This window comes from Nonomuraea sp. NPDC050790 (assembly GCF_044456745.1).
In the GTDB taxonomy this organism is placed as follows: Bacteria; Actinomycetota; Actinomycetes; order Streptosporangiales; family Streptosporangiaceae; genus Nonomuraea.
Window position 1 is genome coordinate 166,004 of sequence record NZ_JBITGF010000010.1, and the last position, 18,221, is coordinate 184,224.

Annotated in this window: 12 protein-coding genes; 3 read left to right on the forward strand and 9 right to left on the reverse strand. The window is 72.1% G+C overall.

Features of this window, described 5'->3' with window-relative positions; all coding sequences use genetic code 11:
• Positions 1–7 precede the first annotated feature (7 nt).
• Positions 8–946 (forward strand): EamA family transporter, encoded by a 939-nt coding sequence (locus ACIBEJ_RS41555; protein ID WP_397188457.1) that lies wholly within the window; start codon positions 8–10, stop codon positions 944–946.
• Here the strand turns inward: ACIBEJ_RS41555 and ACIBEJ_RS41560 are convergent.
• The gene (locus tag ACIBEJ_RS41560) at positions 933–3,962 is read right to left on the reverse strand and encodes a LuxR C-terminal-related transcriptional regulator (protein WP_397188458.1); all 3,030 of its coding nucleotides are present in this window, start codon (positions 3,960–3,962) and stop codon (positions 933–935) included. The two genes, ACIBEJ_RS41555 and ACIBEJ_RS41560, sit on opposite strands and share 14 nt — an antisense overlap.
• Before the next feature lie 103 nt (positions 3,963–4,065).
• On the opposite strand from ACIBEJ_RS41560, the gene ACIBEJ_RS41565 reads away from it, so the two are divergent.
• Positions 4,066–5,475: an MFS transporter gene (locus ACIBEJ_RS41565; RefSeq protein WP_397188459.1), complete on the forward strand. Its 1,410-nt coding sequence runs from the start codon at positions 4,066–4,068 to the stop codon at positions 5,473–5,475.
• 94 nt (positions 5,476–5,569) lie between these two features.
• Here the strand turns inward: ACIBEJ_RS41565 and ilvC are convergent, their stop codons facing one another.
• From ilvC to ACIBEJ_RS41590, 5 genes are all read right to left on the reverse strand, one after another.
• Positions 5,570–6,553: a ketol-acid reductoisomerase gene (ilvC, locus tag ACIBEJ_RS41570; RefSeq protein WP_397188651.1), complete on the reverse strand. Its 984-nt coding sequence runs from the start codon at positions 6,551–6,553 to the stop codon at positions 5,570–5,572.
• A 23-nt stretch (positions 6,554–6,576) separates the two neighbouring features.
• On the reverse strand, positions 6,577–7,101 hold the full coding sequence (gene ilvN, locus ACIBEJ_RS41575; protein ID WP_184960445.1) for an acetolactate synthase small subunit: 525 nt from the start codon (positions 7,099–7,101) through the stop codon (positions 6,577–6,579).
• A complete protein-coding gene (locus ACIBEJ_RS41580; RefSeq protein WP_397188460.1) occupies positions 7,101–8,834 on the reverse strand; it encodes an acetolactate synthase large subunit in 1,734 nt (577 codons plus the stop codon). Before ACIBEJ_RS41580 ends, ilvN begins: the two co-directional genes overlap by 1 nt.
• 326 nt (positions 8,835–9,160) lie before the next feature.
• Entirely contained in the window at positions 9,161–11,800 is a 2,640-nt protein-coding gene (locus ACIBEJ_RS41585; protein WP_397188461.1) for a putative bifunctional diguanylate cyclase/phosphodiesterase, read from the reverse strand.
• A 177-nt stretch (positions 11,801–11,977) separates the two neighbouring features.
• Entirely contained in the window at positions 11,978–12,886 is a 909-nt protein-coding gene (locus ACIBEJ_RS41590) for a 2-hydroxyacid dehydrogenase (RefSeq protein ID WP_397188462.1), read from the reverse strand.
• A 38-nt stretch (positions 12,887–12,924) separates the two neighbouring features.
• Here ACIBEJ_RS41590 and ACIBEJ_RS41595 point away from each other — a divergent pair, with 38 nt between their 5' ends.
• Positions 12,925–13,950: a PQQ-dependent sugar dehydrogenase gene (locus ACIBEJ_RS41595; protein ID WP_397188463.1), complete on the forward strand. Its 1,026-nt coding sequence runs from the start codon at positions 12,925–12,927 to the stop codon at positions 13,948–13,950.
• Here the strand turns inward: ACIBEJ_RS41595 and ACIBEJ_RS41600 are convergent.
• The 3 genes from ACIBEJ_RS41600 to ACIBEJ_RS41610 all read right to left on the reverse strand — a co-directional run bounded on the left by ACIBEJ_RS41600 (position 13,931) and on the right by ACIBEJ_RS41610 (position 18,198).
• Positions 13,931–15,901 carry a VanW family protein gene (locus ACIBEJ_RS41600; RefSeq protein WP_397188464.1) on the reverse strand — a complete coding sequence of 657 codons (1,971 nt, stop codon included), beginning with the start codon at positions 15,899–15,901 and terminating at the stop codon, positions 13,931–13,933. The two genes, ACIBEJ_RS41595 and ACIBEJ_RS41600, sit on opposite strands and share 20 nt — an antisense overlap.
• Before the next feature lie 90 nt (positions 15,902–15,991).
• Entirely contained in the window at positions 15,992–16,642 is a 651-nt protein-coding gene (locus ACIBEJ_RS41605; RefSeq protein WP_397188465.1) for a response regulator, read from the reverse strand.
• Positions 16,639–18,198: an ATP-binding protein gene (locus tag ACIBEJ_RS41610; protein ID WP_397188466.1), complete on the reverse strand. Its 1,560-nt coding sequence runs from the start codon at positions 18,196–18,198 to the stop codon at positions 16,639–16,641. Before ACIBEJ_RS41610 ends, ACIBEJ_RS41605 begins: the two co-directional genes overlap by 4 nt.
• Positions 18,199–18,221: the final 23 nt, after the last annotated feature.

An 18,221-nucleotide genomic window follows, 5' to 3' on the forward strand; every position in this document is an offset into this window, starting at 1 on the left:
CTTAGATATGAGAGACTTTCGGCTTGTCGCCGTCACCGCGGTCGCGCCCGCGCTCTGGGGCACCACCTACCTCGTGACCACCGAGTTCCTGCCGGCGAACCGGCCCCTGCTGGCCGCCGCCGTACGCGCGCTGCCCGCCGGACTGCTGCTCATCGCCGCAGTGGCCGCGCTCGCCGGGCGGCTGGCGTTGCCCCGGCACGCGTGGTGGTGGCGGTCGGCCCTGCTCGGCTTCCTGAACATCGGCTTGTTCTTCGCCCTGCTGTTCGTCGGGGCCTACCGGCTGCCCGGCGGCGTGGCCGCGGTCCTCGGGGCTTTGGGGCCGTTCGTGGTGGCGGCGCTGGCGTACCTGCTGCTGAAGGAACGGCCGGGCGGACGGGCCATGGCCGGCGCCGTCATCGGCGTGGCCGGGGTGGCGCTCCTCGTGCTCCGCTCCACGGTCGCGCTCGACGCGGTCGGCCTGGCCGCGGCGGCCGGCGGAATGGGCGTGATGTCGCTGGGCACCGTGCTCGGGCGCCGCTGGGGAGCGCCTGAGGGCTTCGCCCACCGCCCCACCGCGCTGCTGGCGCTGACCGGCTGGCAACTGACGTGGGGCGGGCTGCTGCTGGTGCCGTTCGTGTTCCTGGTCGAGGGCGCGCTGCCGGCCTTCACCCTTACCAATCTCGCCGGCTACGCCTACCTCACGCTCGTCGGCACCGCGCTGGCCTACGTCCTGTGGTTCCGCGGCGTCACCACGCTGGCCCCGACCCGCGTCACGGTGCTCGCCCTGCTCAGCCCGGTGGTGGCCGCGGTAGTCGGCTGGGCGGCGCTCGGCCAGTCGCTCTCGCCCGGCCAGCTCGTGGGCGCGGCGGCGGTCCTGGGCGCGATCCTCCTCGGCGCCTCCCGTCCCCGCCCCAAGCGGCCCACCCAGCCCGCCCCCGAGCCGGTGTCCAGCGCTAGGAGAGGTTGAGCCTGGCCAGTTCTCTGCGGGAGGTGATGCCGAGCTTGGGGTAGGCCTTGTAGAGGTGGTACTCGACGGTCCGCGGGCTCAGGAACAGCTTGGCCGCGATCTCCCTGCTGCTGGCTCCCTCGGCGGCCAGCCGTACCACCTGGAGCTCCTGAGGCGTCAGGCGGTCCAGCAGGTCGGCGGCGGCGGGGGTGGCCGCCGCGCCGCCCGCGATCCGCAGCTCGGCGCGCGCCCGCTCGGCCCACGGCCGCGCGCGCAGTCGTTCGAACGTCTCCAAGGCCGACCCCAGCAGGCCCCTCGCGTCCGCGCGCCGCCGCTCGCGCCGCAGCCACTCGCCGTAGAGAAGCTCCGTCCGCGCGCGCTCGAAGGGCCGGCTCGCCCCCTCATGCAGTCGTACGGCCCGCGCGAAGTGGGCCTCGTCCTCGGTCAGCAGAGCCAGGCAGCGCTCGGCCATCGACAACGCCCAGGGCTGCCCGCCCGCGGCCGACCACTCGCGCAGCACCCGCAACGGCTCCCGCGCCGCCTCCGGCCGGCCCGCCCTGACGGCGGCCTCCACGAGGTCCCCGGTCGCCCCCATCAGCACCCCCGCGTGGCCGCCGGGACCCTGCCGGGCGGCGAGCAGGCGGTCGAGCGCCCGCTCCGGACGTCCGAGGCCCAGGTCGAGCAGGCTCACCATCGTGTCGGCGGCGACCCGGCCGGTGGCGGTGGAGTGGCGGGTGAGGTCCAGGCAGCGTTCCTCGTCGCCCTCGATCGCGGCGATCCTGGCCAGGACGGTGTCGAGCTGCCCGGCCCGTTGCCGCAGCCCGGTGGCACGGGCGATGGCCGCCGCCTCGGCCACCGAAGCCTCGGCGTCGCGATGCAGCCCGGCCACGACCTGTACCTGGGCCAGGCTCTGCAGCACGTCGGGCAGCGCCCCGACCAGCCCGTACCGCCGGCAGCGGGCCACCTCCTCGGCCGCCCTGGCCAGGGTGGCGTCGTCCTCGCCCACGATCCACCCCAGGTGTACGGCCCGCGTCCCACCCACCTCCCGCGCGGCGGCCATGAGCAGCCGGACCCCTTGTGAGTGGTCGCCCCGGATCAGGGCGGCCATGCCCCGGGCCGCGAGGTCCGGCCGTCCCAGCGCCTCCAGCCTCGCGGCGGCCACCTCCACCACATCCGGCACCCCGGCGAACCACGCGTAGTCGGCCGCGGTCCGCAACATCCCGGCCGCCACGTCCACGGGAACCTCGGAGGTGGCCGCCGCCACGAGAATGGTGGCAGCATCACCGGCATCACCCCGCTCAAGCTCCACGGCCGCCCGCACCCGCGCCGCCCCAGCCCAAGCCCCCACACCCTCAACCCGCCCCCGCGCCTCCACTCCCCCGGCCCGCGCGTCCGCCCCCTCGGCCGGTGCGTCCACTCCCTCGGGTGGTGGCTGGCACTCTGGGGTGTGTGGCGGGACCTGTGCGGCGAGGTCGGCGGCCGCGTTGACGTCGCCGCCGGACAGGGCCAGCGCGGCGGCCTCGGCCAGGCGGGTGGCGCGGCGGCCGGGATCGGGGGTGAGGTGGGCGGCCTGACGGTAGAGGTGGGCGGCGGAGGCGCAGGCGGTGCGGAGCCTGGCGCGCTCGGCGGCGGCCACCAGTTCGGCGGCGGTCTCCTCGTCGGGGGCGATCGTGACCAGGGACAGGTGGAGGGCGCGGGTGTCGGGGTCGGTGGCGGCGTCCGCCAGCGCCCGGTGCGCGGCCATCCGGCGTGCCATGGGCATGCCACGGTAGGCGGCGGTGGCGATCAGCGGGTGCCGGAAGGCGATCCCGGCACCGGTCACCCGGACCAGGGCCGCGCGCTCGGCCGGCTGCAGGTCGTCGAGCCCGGCCCCCAACACCTCCCCCGCCGCCAGCACCGCCCGCAGATCCCGCGCCTCAAAACCAGAAGCCCCGGAACGGCTTGCGGAGCCCCACGAGCCGGAGAAGCCTCCAGAGCCCGACGAACCCGCAATGCCCGTGGAGCCCGAGGAACCCTCGGCGCCAGAACCCGCGGTGCCGACAGACCCCTGAGAACCCGAAGAGCCCGAAGGACCGGAGAAGTCGGAAATGTCAGGCGCGGCGGGAGAGCCGGGGAGACCCGAAACGCCTGGCTGGCCGGAGGAGCCGGACAAGCCGGAAGGACCTGGGGGGCCGGACGAGCCTGGGAAGCCGGGCGAGCCCGGGGAGTTGGGGGAGGTGGGGCGGTGGGGTGGGCCGGCGGCGGCGGTGAGGAGGAGCATGAGTTGGGTGCGTTCCGGCAGCACCGCGATCTGCGCCCGGAACGCCGCCAGCACCCGGTCGGCCACCGGCAGCGGCTCACCCCGCCCACCCTCGGGCGCCGCCTCGGCGAACTCGCGCAGCGCCAGCGGGTTCCCACCCGCCTCCGCCAGGACGCGCTCACGCAGCCCAGGCGCCAGCTCGTACTCACCCAGCACCCGAGCCGCGTCCTCGTCCCCCAGCCGACCAGGACGCAGTTCGGCCAGCCCGGGCGCGTCGAAGCCCTCCTGCCGGGCGGCGAACACCATGGCCACCCCGTCCGCGCCGAGCCGCCGGGCGGCGAAGGTCAGGGCGTCGGTGCTGGCCCGGTCCAGCCACTGCGCGTCGTCCACCAGGCACAACACCGGCCGCTCGACGGCCAGCTCCGCCAGCAACGTGAGCACGGCCAGCCCGATCCTGAACCGGTCACTCGGCACCCCGTCACCCGTGGGCCCGCCCAGCACGGAGGCCAGCGCGCGGGCCTGGGCCTCGGGCAGGTCGTCCAGCCGGGACTGCAACGGCCACAGCAACCCGACCAGCCCCGCGAAGGCGAGGTCGGCCTCGGCCTCGATGCCGGTCACTCGGATCACCCGCAGCCCGGCGGTTTCCGCCAGCGAGGCGGCCCAGCCGAGCAACGCCGACTTGCCGATCCCCGCCTCGCCGCGCAGCACCAGCGCCCCGCTGCGTCCCGATTGGGCATCGGTGACCAGCGCCCCGAGCGCGGCCTGCTCGGCGTGCCTGCCGTGCAGCACGTGGCCCACAGCACACCCCCCGAAATCCGTAACCCAACCCAGAAATCCTACTGATTCGCGGTACGTAGCCCTTTCCTAGGGTGGTGACCAGCCGTTTTAAGGAGATTGAACCGTGAACGAGAAACGTGGGATGAGCCTGGCTCTCCTGGCGTTCGCCAACCTGATCACATCCCTGGATTTCACCATCGTCTACGTCGCCTTGCCGGACATCGCGCGGGAGGTCGGGTTCACGCCGCACTCGCTGCAGTGGGTGGTGAGCGCGTACGCGGTGCTGTTCGGCGGGTTCCTGCTGCTCGGCGGCCGGTTGGCGGATCTGGTGGGCCGGCGCAGGATGTTCGCCGCCGGCCTCAGCCTGTACGGCGTGGGCTCGCTGCTCGGCGGCCTGGCCCCCTCCCCCGCCCTGCTGATCGTGGCCAGGATGCTCCAGGGACTCGGCGGAGCCATCCTCGCACCGGCCACGCTTTCCCTGGTCAACACCATGTTCCCGGCAGGCAGGGCGCGTACCAGAGCCTTGACCGTGTGGGCCACCGGCGGCGCGGCGGGGCTGAGCCTCGGCTCGCTGCTCGGCGGCGCGCTCACCAACTGGCTCGGCTGGCAGTGGGTCTTCTTCGTCAACGTGCCGCTGGCCGTCATCGGCCTCGCCCTCGCGCCCGGCCTGCTGGTCGCCGACGGCGCGCGCGAGCGCGGGCGCACGTTCGACCTGCCCGGCGCCCTCACCGGTACGGCCGGCGTCACGCTCCTGGTGTTCGCCATAGCCCAGGGCCCCGAGGCGGGCTGGACCTCGGCCCCGGTGATCGTGTCGGCACTGCTGGCCGTGGCCCTGCTGGCGGCGTTCCTGGCGGTGGAGAAGCGCAGCGCCAGCCCCCTGATGCCGCTGCGTCTGTTCGGCAACCGGAGCCTCAGCGCCGCCGCCGTGGTCATCCTGGTGTTCGGGCTCACCCTGCAGGCGATCCCGTACTTCCTGACGCTGTACTTCCAGGGGGTGCTCGGTTTCACCGCGTTGCAGACGGGCGTGGCCTTCCTCGGCCCGACCCTGTCGATCACGTTCGGCAACACGATCAGCGAGCGGCTCATCGGCCGCCTCGGCACCAGGACCACGCTGATCGCCGGTCTGGTCGCGGGCGCCGCGGGCAGCGCGCTGCTCGGGCCGGGGATGACGGCGGACGGGTCGTACCTGAGCGTGCTGGCCGGGATCGTGGTCGTCGGCCTGGGGATGGGCCTGATCTACCCGGCGATGTTCAACGCGGCGGGCAGCGGCGTGGACGGCTCGGAGCAGGGCACCGCCTCCGGCATCGCCAACACCGCCCTTCAGGTGGGCTCGGGCGCCGGGCTGGCCGTGCTGGTGGCCGTGGCCAACGCGGGACTGGGCGGGCTGTCCGGCGAGGCGCTGCGCGCGGCCACCGCCGACGGCCTGGCGGTGGCCGCCTACGTCGCCGCCGCGGGTTCGCTGCTCGGCGTCCTGGCCGCGCTGCGCCTGCCCGGCCTGTCCAGAACCCCGGTCCTGGTCGAGGACCACGCGTAAACAGTCGAGGACCACGCGTAGACAACCGAGAGGACCACGCCGAAACGCCAAAGGGGCGGCCGTCCGGCGACGGCCGCCCCTCAGGAAGGCGTGATCAGCCCTTCAGCCAGCTCATCATCGGCCGGAGCTGAGCGCCCGTCTTCTCGATCGGGTGCTCGGCCAGCTCCTCGCGGTAACGCGTGAACTCCTTCTGGCCGCCGTCGAACTCCTCGACGAGCTGCCGCGCGAAGGTGCCGTTCTGGACCTCCTCCAGGATGCGCTTCATCTCCTTCTTCGTCTCCTCGGTCACCACGCGGGGCCCCCGGGTGTAGCCGCCGTACTCGGCGGTGTCGGAGACCGACCAGTACATCTTGGAGATGCCGCCCTCGTACATGAGGTCGACGATCAGCTTCATCTCGTGCAGGCACTCGAAGTAGGCGACCTCAGGCTGGTAGCCGGCCTCGATGAGCGTCTCGAAGCCCGCCTTGATCAGCTCGGAGACGCCGCCGCACAGCACGGCCTGCTCGCCGAACAGGTCGGTCTCGGTCTCCTCGGTGAAGGTGGTCTTCAGCGCGCCCGCGCGCGTGCCGCCGATGCCCTTGGCGTACGACAGGGCGAGGTCGAACGCCTTGCCCGAGGCGTCCTTCTCGACCGCGACCAGACACGGCACGCCGCGCCCCGCCTGGTACTGGCGGCGCACGAGGTGGCCGGGGCCCTTGGGGGCGACCATGGCGACGTCGACGCCCTCGGGGGCCTGGATGAGGTCGTAGCGGATGTTGAGCCCGTGACCGAAGAAGAGCGCGTCGCCCTCCTGGAGGTTCGGCTGGATGTCGTTCTCGTAGATGCCGCGCTGCAGGTGGTCCGGCGCGAGGATCATGATGAGGTCGGCCTCGGCCGCGGCCTCGGCCGGGGTGACGACCCGCAGGCCCTCGGCCTGGGCCAGCTCGCGGCTCTTGGAGGTCTCGGGCAGTCCGACCCGCACGTCCACGCCGGAGTCGCGCAGGGACAGGGCGTGCGCGTGGCCCTGGGAGCCGTACCCGATGACGGCCACGACCCTGCCCTGGATGATGGACAGATCGGCCTGGTCATCGTAGAAGATCTCGGTCACTTGCTAAAAACCTTTCAGGCGGTACGGTCCAGTGCCCTGAGGGACCGGTCGGTGATGGAACGGGCGCCGCGGCCGATGGCCACCATGCCCGACTGGACGAGCTCCTTGATGCCGAACGGTTCGAGCACCTTGACGAAGGCTTCGAGCTTGTCCGGCGTGCCGGTGACCTCGATGGTCACCGCGTCGGCCGCCACGTCGACGCAGCGGGCGCGGAAGAGCTGGACGAGTTCGAGCACGTGCGAGCGGCTGTCGGCGTCGGCCTTGACCTTGATGAGCATGAGCTCGCGCTGCACGGACAGCGAGGTGTCCAGCTCGACGATCTTCAGGACGTTCACGAGCTTGTTGAGCTGCTTGGTGACCTGCTCCAGCGGGAGTTCTTCCACGCTGACCACGATCGTCATGCGGGAGATGTCGTCGTGCTCGGTGGGCCCGACGGCAAGAGAGTCGATGTTGAAGCCCCGCCTGCTGAACAGCGAGGAGACTCGTGCGAGTACGCCGGGCTTGTTCTCCACCAGCACGGAGAGCGTGTGTCTGCTCATCAGTCCTCGCTGTCCCAGACCGGGGCCATGTCCCGGGCGATCTTGATGTCGTCGTTGCTGGTGCCCGCCGCGACCATCGGCCAGACCATCGCGTCCTGGTGGACGACGAAGTCGACCACCACGGGCACGTCGTTGATCTCCATGGCCTTTTTGATGGTGGCGTCCACGTCCTCGGGGCGCTCGCACCGCAGGCCGACACAACCATAGGCCTCGGCGAGCTTGACGAAGTCGGGAATGCGGCGGGTCGTCTGCAGGTCGGTGTTGGAGTAACGCTGGTCGTAGAAGAGGGTCTGCCACTGGCGGACCATGCCGAGGTTACCGTTGTTGATGACCGCGATCTTGATCGGCACGCCTTCGAGCGTGCAGGTGGCCAGCTCCTGGTTGGTCATCTGGAAGCAGCCGTCGCCGTCGATGGCCCACACGGTCGCCTCGGGCCGTCCCATCTTGGCGCCCATCGCGGCCGGGACGGCGAAGCCCATCGTGCCGAGCCCGCCGGAGTTGATGAACGTGCCCGGGTTCTCGTAGTCGATGAACTGGGCCGCCCACATCTGGTGCTGCCCGACCCCGGCCACGTAGTACGTCTCAGGACCGGCGATGGCGCTGAGCCGCTGCATCACGTACTGCGGGGCCAGCGAACCGTCCTCGAACTCGTCGTAGCCGAGCGGGTAGGTCTGCTTGTAGCCGTTGAGCAGCGTCCACCATTCGGTGTAGTCGCCCTTGCCCACGACGCCCACGGCGGCGACGAGGTCGGTGATGACCTCCTTGCAGTCGCCCACGATCGGGACGTCCGCGTGGCGGTTCTTGGAGATCTCGGCCGGGTCGATGTCCGCGTGCACGATCTTGGCGTACGGCGCGAACGTGGACAGTTGCCCGGTCACCCGGTCGTCGAAGCGGACCCCGAGCCCGACGATCAGGTCGGCCTTCTGCAGCGCGCCGACCGCGGACACGCTGCCGTGCATGCCGGGCATGCCCATGTGCTGGGGGTGCCCGTCGGGGAAGGTGCCGCGCGCCATCAGCGTGGTGATGACCGGGATGCCGGTCAGCTCGGCCAGTTGGAGCAGTTCGGCGGAGGCGCCCGCCTTGTGGACGCCGCCTCCCACGTAAAGGACGGGCCGCCGGGCCTCGGCGATGAGCTTGGCGGCCTCGCGGATCTGCTTGGAGTGCGGCCGCGTCACCGGGCGGTAGCCGGGCAACTGCATCGTGGGCGGCCACTGGAACTCGGTCTGGGCCTGCAGCGCGTCCTTGGAGATGTCCACCAGGACCGGGCCGGGACGGCCGGTGGAGGCGATGTGGAACGCCTCCATGATCGTGCGCGGGATGTCCGCGGGATCGGTCACCAGGAAGTTGTGCTTGGTGATCGGCATGGTGATGCCGGAGATGTCGGCTTCCTGGAAGGCGTCCGTGCCGATGGCCGCGCTCGCGACCTGGCCGGTGATGGCCACGATCGGCACCGAGTCCATGTAGGCGTCGGCGATCGGGGTCACCAGGTTGGTCGCGCCGGGACCGCTGGTGGCCATGCACACGCCGACCTTGCCGGTCGCCTGCGCGTAGCCCTCGGCCGCGTGGCCGGCGCCCTGCTCGTGGCGTACGAGCACGTGCCGGACCTTGACCGAGTCGTAGAGGGGATCGTAGGCGGGGAGGATCGCACCGCCGGGAATCCCGAACACGGTGTCGACTCCCACGTGCTCCAGCGCCCTGACCAGGGCCTGTGCACCTGTCATCCGTTCGGTCATCGGCTCGTTCCTTAAAGGGCAGACACTTAAGGACATAAAAAAGGCCCCTCCCCACCGGGGGGTGGGACTGGGGCGGCGCGCAGGTCGAAGTGCTTCGCTATCGGCCCGCGCGCCGGCGAAGTACTACGAGAATCTCACTGCGAAGCATGCTGCCACCTTAGCCGCTTTCTAGCGTCTGGTGTCAACTTGGTGGACAGTCATCTCACTTTCTGAGATGTACGGCCCCGCCACCCCCACGCCACCCGCCGACCCGCGCGAGCGCCGATCGGGGGGATCGCTTCTCAAGCCGGACACACGCGCCGCCGTAACGGCGGCGCGTGCGCCCGCTAGAGGGCCGACTGCAGACTGGTGCGCATCAGCGAGTCGACCCCCCGCGCCGCCATCGGCCGCGCCACCAGGAAGCCCTGGCCACGCGTGCAGCCCATCTCCCGCAGCTTCTCCAGTTGCTCGGGCCGCTCGATGCCCTCGGCCACCACGATCAGCCCCAGGTCGTGCCCGAGGCGCACGATCGTCCTGGTGAGCAGGGTGAGCGTCTCGTCGCGGCCCAGGCCCGAGACGAAGCTCGGGTCTATCTTGATCATGTCGACGGGGAGTTGGCGCAGGAACGCCAGGGAGGCGTAGCCGGTGCCGAAGTCGTCGATGGCCAGCCGTACGCCGAGGGCGCGCAGCTCCGACAGCCGGGAGATCGTCTCCTCGGCGTCCTCCACCAGCATCTCCTCGATCACCTCAAGGGTCAGCGCGGAGGCCGGCAGCCCGCTCTCCTCCAGGGCCTGCGCGACCGTCTCGACGAAGCGCGGCGCGGTGATCTGCCGGGCGGAGAGGTTGAGCGACAGGCCGATGTCCCAGGAGGAGGCCCGCCACGCGGCCACCTCGCGGCACGCCTCGCGCAGGATCCACTCGCTGAGCGGCACGATCAGCCCGGTGTCCTCGGCCGGGCCGAGGAACTGCTCGGGCGGCACGAACGTCGAGCCGCGCCACCAGCGCACCAGCGCCTCCACCGCGGTCACCCGCGAGGTCGCGAGGTCCACCACGGGCTGGTACTCGATCGCGAACTGGTTCTCGATCAGGGCCCGCTGCAGGTCGGCGGCGAGTTCGAGGCGGCGCACGGCGTCGGCGTGCATCTGCGCGGCGAACACCTCCACCCGCCGGCCGCCCAGGTCCTTCGCCCTGGCCATCGCCACGTCGGCGTTGCGCAGCAGGTCGCCCGCGGGCATCCCCTCCTCGGCGAAGGCCACGCCCACGGACGCGGTCAGCGCCACGTCGCGGTCGGCGACGCGGAAGGGCTCCTGGGAGACCGCGCGCAGCAGCCGCTCGGCCACGTCCACCGCGAGCTGGGCCTCGCCGCCGGTCTCCACCAGCACCGCGAACTCGTCGCCGCCCCAGCGGGCGAGCGTGTCCTCGGGGCGGACGACGCCGCGCAGCCGCCTGGCCGCCTGGCCGAGCAGGGTGTCGCCGCTGGCGTGCCCCACGGAGTCGTTGACCGAGGTGAAGCCGTCGAGGTCGAGGAAGATCGCCGCCTGGCCCGAGACCCGCCCGGCCACCACCTCGCGGGTGCGCTCCTCAAAGTAGGAGCGGTTGGGCAGGCCGGTGACGCCGTCGTGGAAGGTCAGGTGGGCGACCTGGTTGCGCAGGGCCTCCTCGTCGCTGATGTCGCGGGTGGTGACGAGCAGTACGTCCTCGCCGCCCACGTGGCGGGTGGCCACCGACTCGGTGGGTCGCCAGGTGCCGTCCGCAGCGCGTACCCGGCAGGCGATCAGGCAGGCGCCCGGCTCGGCGGTGTCCTCGTCGAGGCCCATGGCGCGCAGCGCGATCTGGATGCCGGGCAGGTCCTCGGGGTGGATGTAGTCGAAGATCGAGCCGCCGACGATCTCGTCGGGGCGGTAGCCGTACGTGACCTCGACGCCCGCGCCGATCTCGCGCACGGTGCCGTCGTAGTCGCACAGCAGCACCACGTCGCCCGAGCTCTCGGCCAGCTCGCGCAACTGCCGGTCGCCCAGCGCGACCAGCCCGCGCAGGCGGGCGTGCGAGGTCGCCAGCACGAACAGGCGCAGCACGAGGATCAGCACCACCGACGCGGCGATCACCACGACGCCCGTGACCGGGCGGTCGCGGGCGCCCGCGAGGTGGGCGGCGAGCACGACCGTCGCGACGGCCACCAGGGCGAGCGGGACCAGCGCGAGCAGGTCGGCCACCGCCGGGCCGCTCGCGGGCCGCTCGTCGCCGCCGCGGCGCGCGCCCCACGGCACCGCCGCCAGCAGCAGGAACGCCACCGGCGCCAGCACGAGGCTCCACGTGGGCGGCGCGCCCTCGCCGAGCCTGGCCACGGCGGAGGCGGTCTCGGCGACCGTGGTCGTGGCCAGGACGCCGATTCCGGCCAGGCCGAGCGGCAGGCCCGACAGCGTGCCCTTGACCACGACGGGGATGGTCGCGCAGGTCACCAGCAGGCAGACCATGGCCGGCAGCAGCATGAAGGCGAAGCCGGTCGAGCTCTCCGCGTAGACCTGGCGCAGCGCGGCGACCCATCCGATGAGGAAGAGCGCGGCCGTGCACAGGTAGGCGTCGGTGAGGTAGCGCAGCGCGGCCTTGGCGGTGGTGCCCCGGCCGGCGGCGATGATCGCGCCGCCCGCCATGAGGACGGCGCCGACCAGCACGAGCAGGTCGGCGAAGCTGAGGATGAAGCTGGAGGCGGTGGCCATCGGGCGCACGCCGACGCCCGCCGACCACACCAGCGCGCCCGCGCCCAGCCAGCGGGCGCCCGCCGCGTGCCGCGGCTCGTCCGACCTGAACGCGCTCACCAGCAGCGACAGCGCCGCCAGCAGCGCCGCCGTCAGTCCCGCGATCGCCCCGGTCACCCTGGCGGGTCCGCCCACCGCCAGCGCAATGGCGAAGCCGGCCGCGCCTATGGCGGCGGCGGCCGTAATCGGCGCCCGTGGGTCACGCCAGCGGATCACAGTCCTTGCCCTCACATCGACAGTGTGTGCGGTGCCGGGTACGCGGGTGGTGACAACGCCGATGTCGTCACCGATCTGATAACCACACAGACCGAAATGGTCTGAGTTCTCCTTGACTGGGAGTCAAGAAGGCCCAGTAGACGACAACCGTACGCACCGAAGGTCACGGACCAGCCACGTTCCGGATTCCTCTCAATACGTGTCGGAAATGACGTTGTTCAGCGGCTCGCCGGCCAGGTAGCGCAGGAGCTGCGAGCGCACCAGCCGCAACATGCGCCGGCCCGAGGCGGGGGTGCTGCCCGCGACGTGCGGGGTGATCAGCAGTCCCGGGGCCGACCAGAGCGGGTGGCCCTCCGGCAGCGGCTCGGGGGCGGTGACGTCCACAGCCGCCTTCAGCCTGCCGGACTTGAGCTCCGCCACCAGCGCGTCGGTGTCGACCACGCCGCCCCTGGCCGCGTTGACGAGCAGCGCGCCGTCCTTCATCCGGGCCAGGAAGGCGGCGTCGACCATGCCCGCGGTGTCGGCGGTGGCCGGCACGAGCAGCACGACCACGTCCGCCTCCGGCAGCAGCGCGGGCAGTTCGTCCATGCCGTGCACGCCGTCGCGGGCGGTGCGCGCCACGCGGACCACGTCCACCTCGAACCCGTCGAGCCGCCGCTCCAGCGCCCCGCCGATCGACCCGTAGCCGACGATCAGCACGGTGGAGTCGGCGAGCACCCCGGTGTGGCGGTAGGTCCAGTCGCCCCTGCGCTGCGCGTCACGGAACTCGGGGAACTCGCGCAGCACCGCGATCATCGCGCCGACCGCCCACTCGGCGGTGCCCGCGTCGTGGACGCCGCGCGCGTTGCACAGGACCGTGCCCTCGGGCATGTTCGGCCGGTACGGTTCCACCCCCGCGGTGACCGTCTGCACGAGGCGCAGCGAGGACATCGCGGCCAGCGTCCCCTTGACGTCGCGCGGCGTGATCAGCGGCGGCACCCAGACCTCGACGTCCTCGATCCCGTCCGGCATCTCCCCCTTGCCGTCATAGACCACGCATCGGACACGAGGAAGGTCGGAAAGGACGTCAACCATGGCTTCAGTGGGCACCCAGATCTTCATGTCGAGAACCTTACGACTCGGGCGTCAGTATGGAAGGCATGAGGAAGCTCTGGTTGATCGTCCTGATCGCGCTCGCCGGGTGCTCCACCGGCGGCGCGGTGACGCCCGCGGCCGACGTCTCCGCCGCCCCTCCGCCCGACGCGCCACGGGTGGTGGCCTCCGGCCTGAGCGTCCCGTGGGGCATCGCCTTCCTGCCCGGCGGGGACGCCCTGGTGACCGAGCGCGACACCGCGCGGCTGCTGCGCGTGACGCCGCAGGGCAAGGTCACGGAGCTGGCGAAGATCTCCGAGGCCAGGCCCGACGGCGAGGGCGGGCTGATGGGCGTCGCGGTCAAGGACGACTTCGTCTTCCTCTACTACACCGCCGCCGAGGACAACAGGATCGTCCGCTACCGCCTGAGCGGTGACACGATCGCCGAGCCGAAGGTCCTGGTCGACGGCATCCCCAAGGCCGGCATCCACAACGGCGGCCGGATCGCGTTCGGCCCCGACGGCTTCCTGTACGCCTCGACCGGCGAGGCCGGCGAGCGCCCGCTGGCCCAGGACCCCGACTCCCTCGGCGGCAAGATCCTGCGCATGAGCACCGACGGCGACGCCCGCGTCCACACGCTCGGCCACCGCAACGTCCAGGGCATGGCCTGGGACGAGTCAGGCCGCATGTACGCCTCCGAGTTCGGCGCCAGCACCTTCGACGAGGTCAACCAGATCGTCGAGGGCCGCAACTACGGCTGGCCGCAGGAGGAGGGCCAGGGCCGGGACTCCGCCTTCACCAACCCGATCCTCACCTGGGACACCGGCGAGGCCTCACCCTCCGGCATGGCGTACGCGGCGGGCTCGTTGTGGGTGGGCGCGCTGCGCGGGGCCCGGCTGTGGCAGGTGCCGCTGGACGCGCAGGGCCGTCCCGGCAAGCCGGTCGCGCACTTCGAGGAGACCTACGGCAGGCTCCGCGCGGTCGCCGTCGCCCCCGACGGCACGCTGTGGGTGGGCACGAGCAACAAGGACGGCAGGGGCTCGCCCGCCCAGGACGACGACAGGATCCTCGCCGTCACTCCACGTCGCCCCTAGCGGCGCAGGTGACCTGGGCCTGCGGGCGGTAGGTGGTGGTCTGCTTCTTGTCCCGCTTGACTTCCTTGCCGTTGTCGTAGAAGACGCGGGTGACGTCCACGGTGAAGCCCTGCTGGCCGACGGTCGGCAGGCAGCCCGCCTCGCTGCTGCTCTGGTGGCGGAACGGGGTGACCTCGCGGCGCTCGGAGACGATGGCCTCGACCTTGTCGTAGCGCCGCGTGCTCCACAGCGTGACGGTGACCGAGTTGGCGGAGTAGGCGGTCTTGATCAGCACGCCGTACTGGGAGTTGTTGACCCAGGTGAAGTCGCGGCGGGGGTAGAGGACGGCCACGTCGCGACCCTCGGGGTAGCGGGGGGCGTGGTAGTCCATGGGCGTGTGCTCGCCGACTTCGAAGCCGCCGTGGAAGACCGCGTTGTAGAGCGCGGTGGCGAACTGCGAGCCGCCGCCGCCCACGACGTTGACCATCCGGCCGCCGACGACCTGCGGCGCCTCCAGGTACCCGCCCTCGGCGGTGGGCTGGCCCATGACCTCGTTGAAGGAGAAGGTCTTGCGCGGCTCGACGATCGTGCCGTCGAGCTGCTTGGCCATCGTCTGGATGTTGGTGGCGCGCGGCTGGCAGCAGTCGAACTGGGAGGTGTAGGTCGCGATGCTCTCCTTGATCCCGAGCGTGCTCGCCTCCGCGGTGCCGAGCTCCGGTTTGACCGCCGCGAGCGAGACCGGCAACGTACGGCCGGCGCTCTGGGTCAGCACGCGGGACAGCTCCTCGGCCAGCTTGCCCGCGTCCACTCCCCTGCCCTGGCGGGCCGGGACGAGCACGGGCCGGTTGTCGACGATCTGGTAGGTGGCGTCGGCCGGCCGCTGGGCCAGGTCGACCAGCCTGCCCTCGATGGGCTCCAGCGCCTTCTCGGCGTCGAACTGCGGCTTCAGCTCGCCCTTGCCGTCGGGGACGTAGGTGAGGTGGGCGGCGATGGCGGCGGGGGTGAGCTCGGCCTGCTTGCCGTCCAGGGTCAGGGTGATCGGCGCGGCGACGGCCCGCTTGGCTCGGGCGGCGGCCTGCCGTACCGCCTGCTCGGTGGTTTCCGGCTTGGCCGGGACCATGTTGAGCGCCACGTCGCCCTGGGAGCGCAGGAACGCGGCGCTGATGGCGCGCACGGCGGCGTCGCGGTCGAGGAGCAGACCCTCCTGCGGCGGTACGGCACGCGGGCGCAGGCCGGAGAAGACGACGCGGCCCTCCTTGGGCGCCTTGTCGACCGACTCCGCGAGGCCCTCGACGGTCCTGGCGAGCTGGGCGGCGTCGATGGAGATCTTCGGCTGGAGCTCGGTGGTGCCGGTCATGGCCCGCCAGACCTCGGCGGGGGTGGGGAAGCCGCTGGGGGCCTCGCCGATGGTGGCGACCACGTCGAGTTCGAGCCCGGCCTCGTCGGGCTGGATGGTCTCCTCGCGCCCGGCCATGCTGACGGTGACGGGACGGTCGAGCCTGGCGGCCAGTTCGGCGCGGAGCTTGTCGGCGGCCTGTGTGACGGTCAGCCCGCCGATGTCGATGCCGGCGACGCGGGTGCCGCGCAGCACCGAGCCGGACATGACGACCGCGGGCACGAGGTAGGCCAGCAGGCCGAGCACGACGGCGACGAGCAGCAGCGTGGGCAGGAGGCGCCGGCGTGGCTGCTCCTGGTCGTAGCTGGGCGGCCGGGGCGGCGGTTCCGCGGGCCGGAACGAGGCGGGCGGCTGGGGCTCCTGCATCGGCCAGGGCTGCGGGGGCGGTGCCACGGGCGGCAGCGCGCCGCCGTTCGCGGGTTCCGGCTTGGGCTCCGGCTGGCCGGTGGGGCCGAAGATGTCCCTGGAGACGCCAGGCGGCAGACCCTCGACCTTCGGTGGCTTCTTGCCGGGCATGGGCAAGGGCACCGAGGCGAACGGGTCGGTCGGTGAATCGATCGGTCCGGCGCGCCGCACGCCTCTGTCTCCTCCTGCTCCGCAGCCTCTTCTCAGGCAACAGTAAGGCACGGGTATCCCGATATGTCACGGGAAATGAGCGATCTGTGGTCAACCAATCCAGCGATAGCGGTGTTCTGGACGGCCGGCGGTGCCGTACCGGGGGCGGAGCTCCGCCTTGCCCACCGCGCACAGGTGCTCCAGGTACCTGCGGGCCGACACCCGCGACAGGCCCGCCAGCGCGGCCGCCTCGGCGGCCGACAGGTCGCCGCCCGCGGCGCGCAGCGTCTCGGCGACCAGCTCGCAGGTCGCCGACGACAGGCCCTTCGGCAGCGGCGTCTTCAGCGCGCCGAACAGCCGGTCCACCTCGTCCTGGCCGACCTCGGGGCCGAGCGAGGTCAGCCGCCTCCTGCTCGTGGCGTACTGCTCCAGGCGCTCGGTCAGCGCGGCGGCGGTGAACGGCTTGATCAGGTAGTTGACCGCGCCGCTGCGCATCGCCTCCCTGACGGTGGGCAGGTCGCGGGCGGCGCTGATCATCAGCACGTCCACGTCGTTGAGCGCCTTGAGCACGTCGAGACCGGACAGATCCGGCAGGTAGATGTCGAGCAGCACCAGGTCGGGACGGAAGCGGCGGACCGCCTCCAGCGCGTCGTTGCCGGTGTGGACCGCGGCCACGACCTCGAAGCCCGGCATCCGCGCGACGTAGCCGCTGTGGATCCTGGCGACCATGAAGTCGTCGTCGACGACCAGCACCTTGATCATGGCAGCAGCGCGGTGAAGACCGCTCCTCCCTCGTTGCGTACGTTCACCCAGCCGCCCCTGCGCAAACACGCCTGCCTGGTCAGGGCCAGGCCGAGGCCGCGCTGGCCGGAGCGGGCGGCCTTGGTGGTGAAGCCCTCCCTGAAGACCTCCTCGACCAGGCCGGGGGTGATGCCGGGGCCGGAGTCGCCGACGCGCACGTGCAGGCCGTCGGCGGCGGTCCGCACCGACACCTCGATCGTGCCGGGGGCGCCGTCGAGCGCGTCGATGGCGTTGGCGACCAGGTTGCCCACGACCAGGACGGCGTCCTGCGGGTCGCCGAGCGCGCCGTCGGGGACCTCTGAGTCGTCGGCCAGCTCCAGCGTCGCCCCGCGCTCGGCCGCCTCCGCCGACTTGGCCAGCAGGAGCGCGGCCAGGGTGGGGTCCTGGACGCGTTCGCGGATGCCGATGGCGTAGGTGCTGCGGGTGGATCTGGTGATGAAGGAGACCGCCGCCTCCTGCTCGCCCAGTTCGAGCAGGCCGACCACGGTGTGCATGCGGTTGGCGAACTCGTGTGCCTGCGCCCGGAGGGCGTCGGTGGCGCTGCTGGCGTCGTCGAGGTCGCGGGCCAGCCGTACCAGCTCGGTCCTGTCGCGCAGGGTGACCACCCAGCCGCGGTGCTGGCCGCGCACCGAGACGGGGGTGCGGTTGAGCACCAGCACGCGCTCGCCGTGCAGGACGATGCGGTCCTCGCCGGGGTCGGCGCCGCTCAGCACGTCGCGCATGCGGTCGGAGACCGGCATCGCGGTGAGGTCCTCGCCCACCTCGCCGAGCAGGTCGCGGGCGGCGTCGTTGACGAGCGTGACGCGGCCGGTGAGGTCGAGGGCGAGCACGCCCTCCTTCACGCCGTGCAGCACGCCCTCGCGTTGCTCCAGCAGCGCGGCGATCTCGCGGGGCTCCAGGCCGAAGGTCTGCCTGCGCACGCGGGCGGTGATCAGGGCGGCGGCGGCCGACCCGGCGAACAGCACGGCCAGCGCCGTCCACACCAGCGGCGGCAGCGTGTCGAACAACTGCTCGCTGACCGTGGCCTCCAGCACGCCGACCGAGGCCAGGCCGATCACGGTGCCGTACTCGTCGAAGATGGGCGCCTTGCCCCTGACCGTGGTGCCGATGGTGCCGGTCTCGGTGCCGACCCAGGTGCGGCCGGTCTCGATGACGCCGCTGCCGTCGGTGGACAGCTTCTGGCCGATCAGGGCGGCGTTGGGGTGCGCGTAGCGGGTCTGCTCGCGGTTGGCGATCACGACGTAGTCGGCGCCGGTGGCCTGCTGGACGCTGACCGCGAGCGGCTGCAACACCTTTTCCGGATTTTTCGTGTTAAAGGCCTCGCGGACCTGCGGCATGCCCGCCACCGACTGGGCGATGGCCAGGGCGCGCTGCTGGTAGCGCGAGTTCAGCTGGGTACGCGTGTGCCCGGCCCACACGGCCGCCGTACCCCCCACGGCGAGCAAGACGATCACCATCTGGAGCACGAACAACTGGGTGCCGAGCGAGGCGTTTGTGACCCTCCTCACCTGCCTCATGGAAACAGGCCCAGGTCACGGCC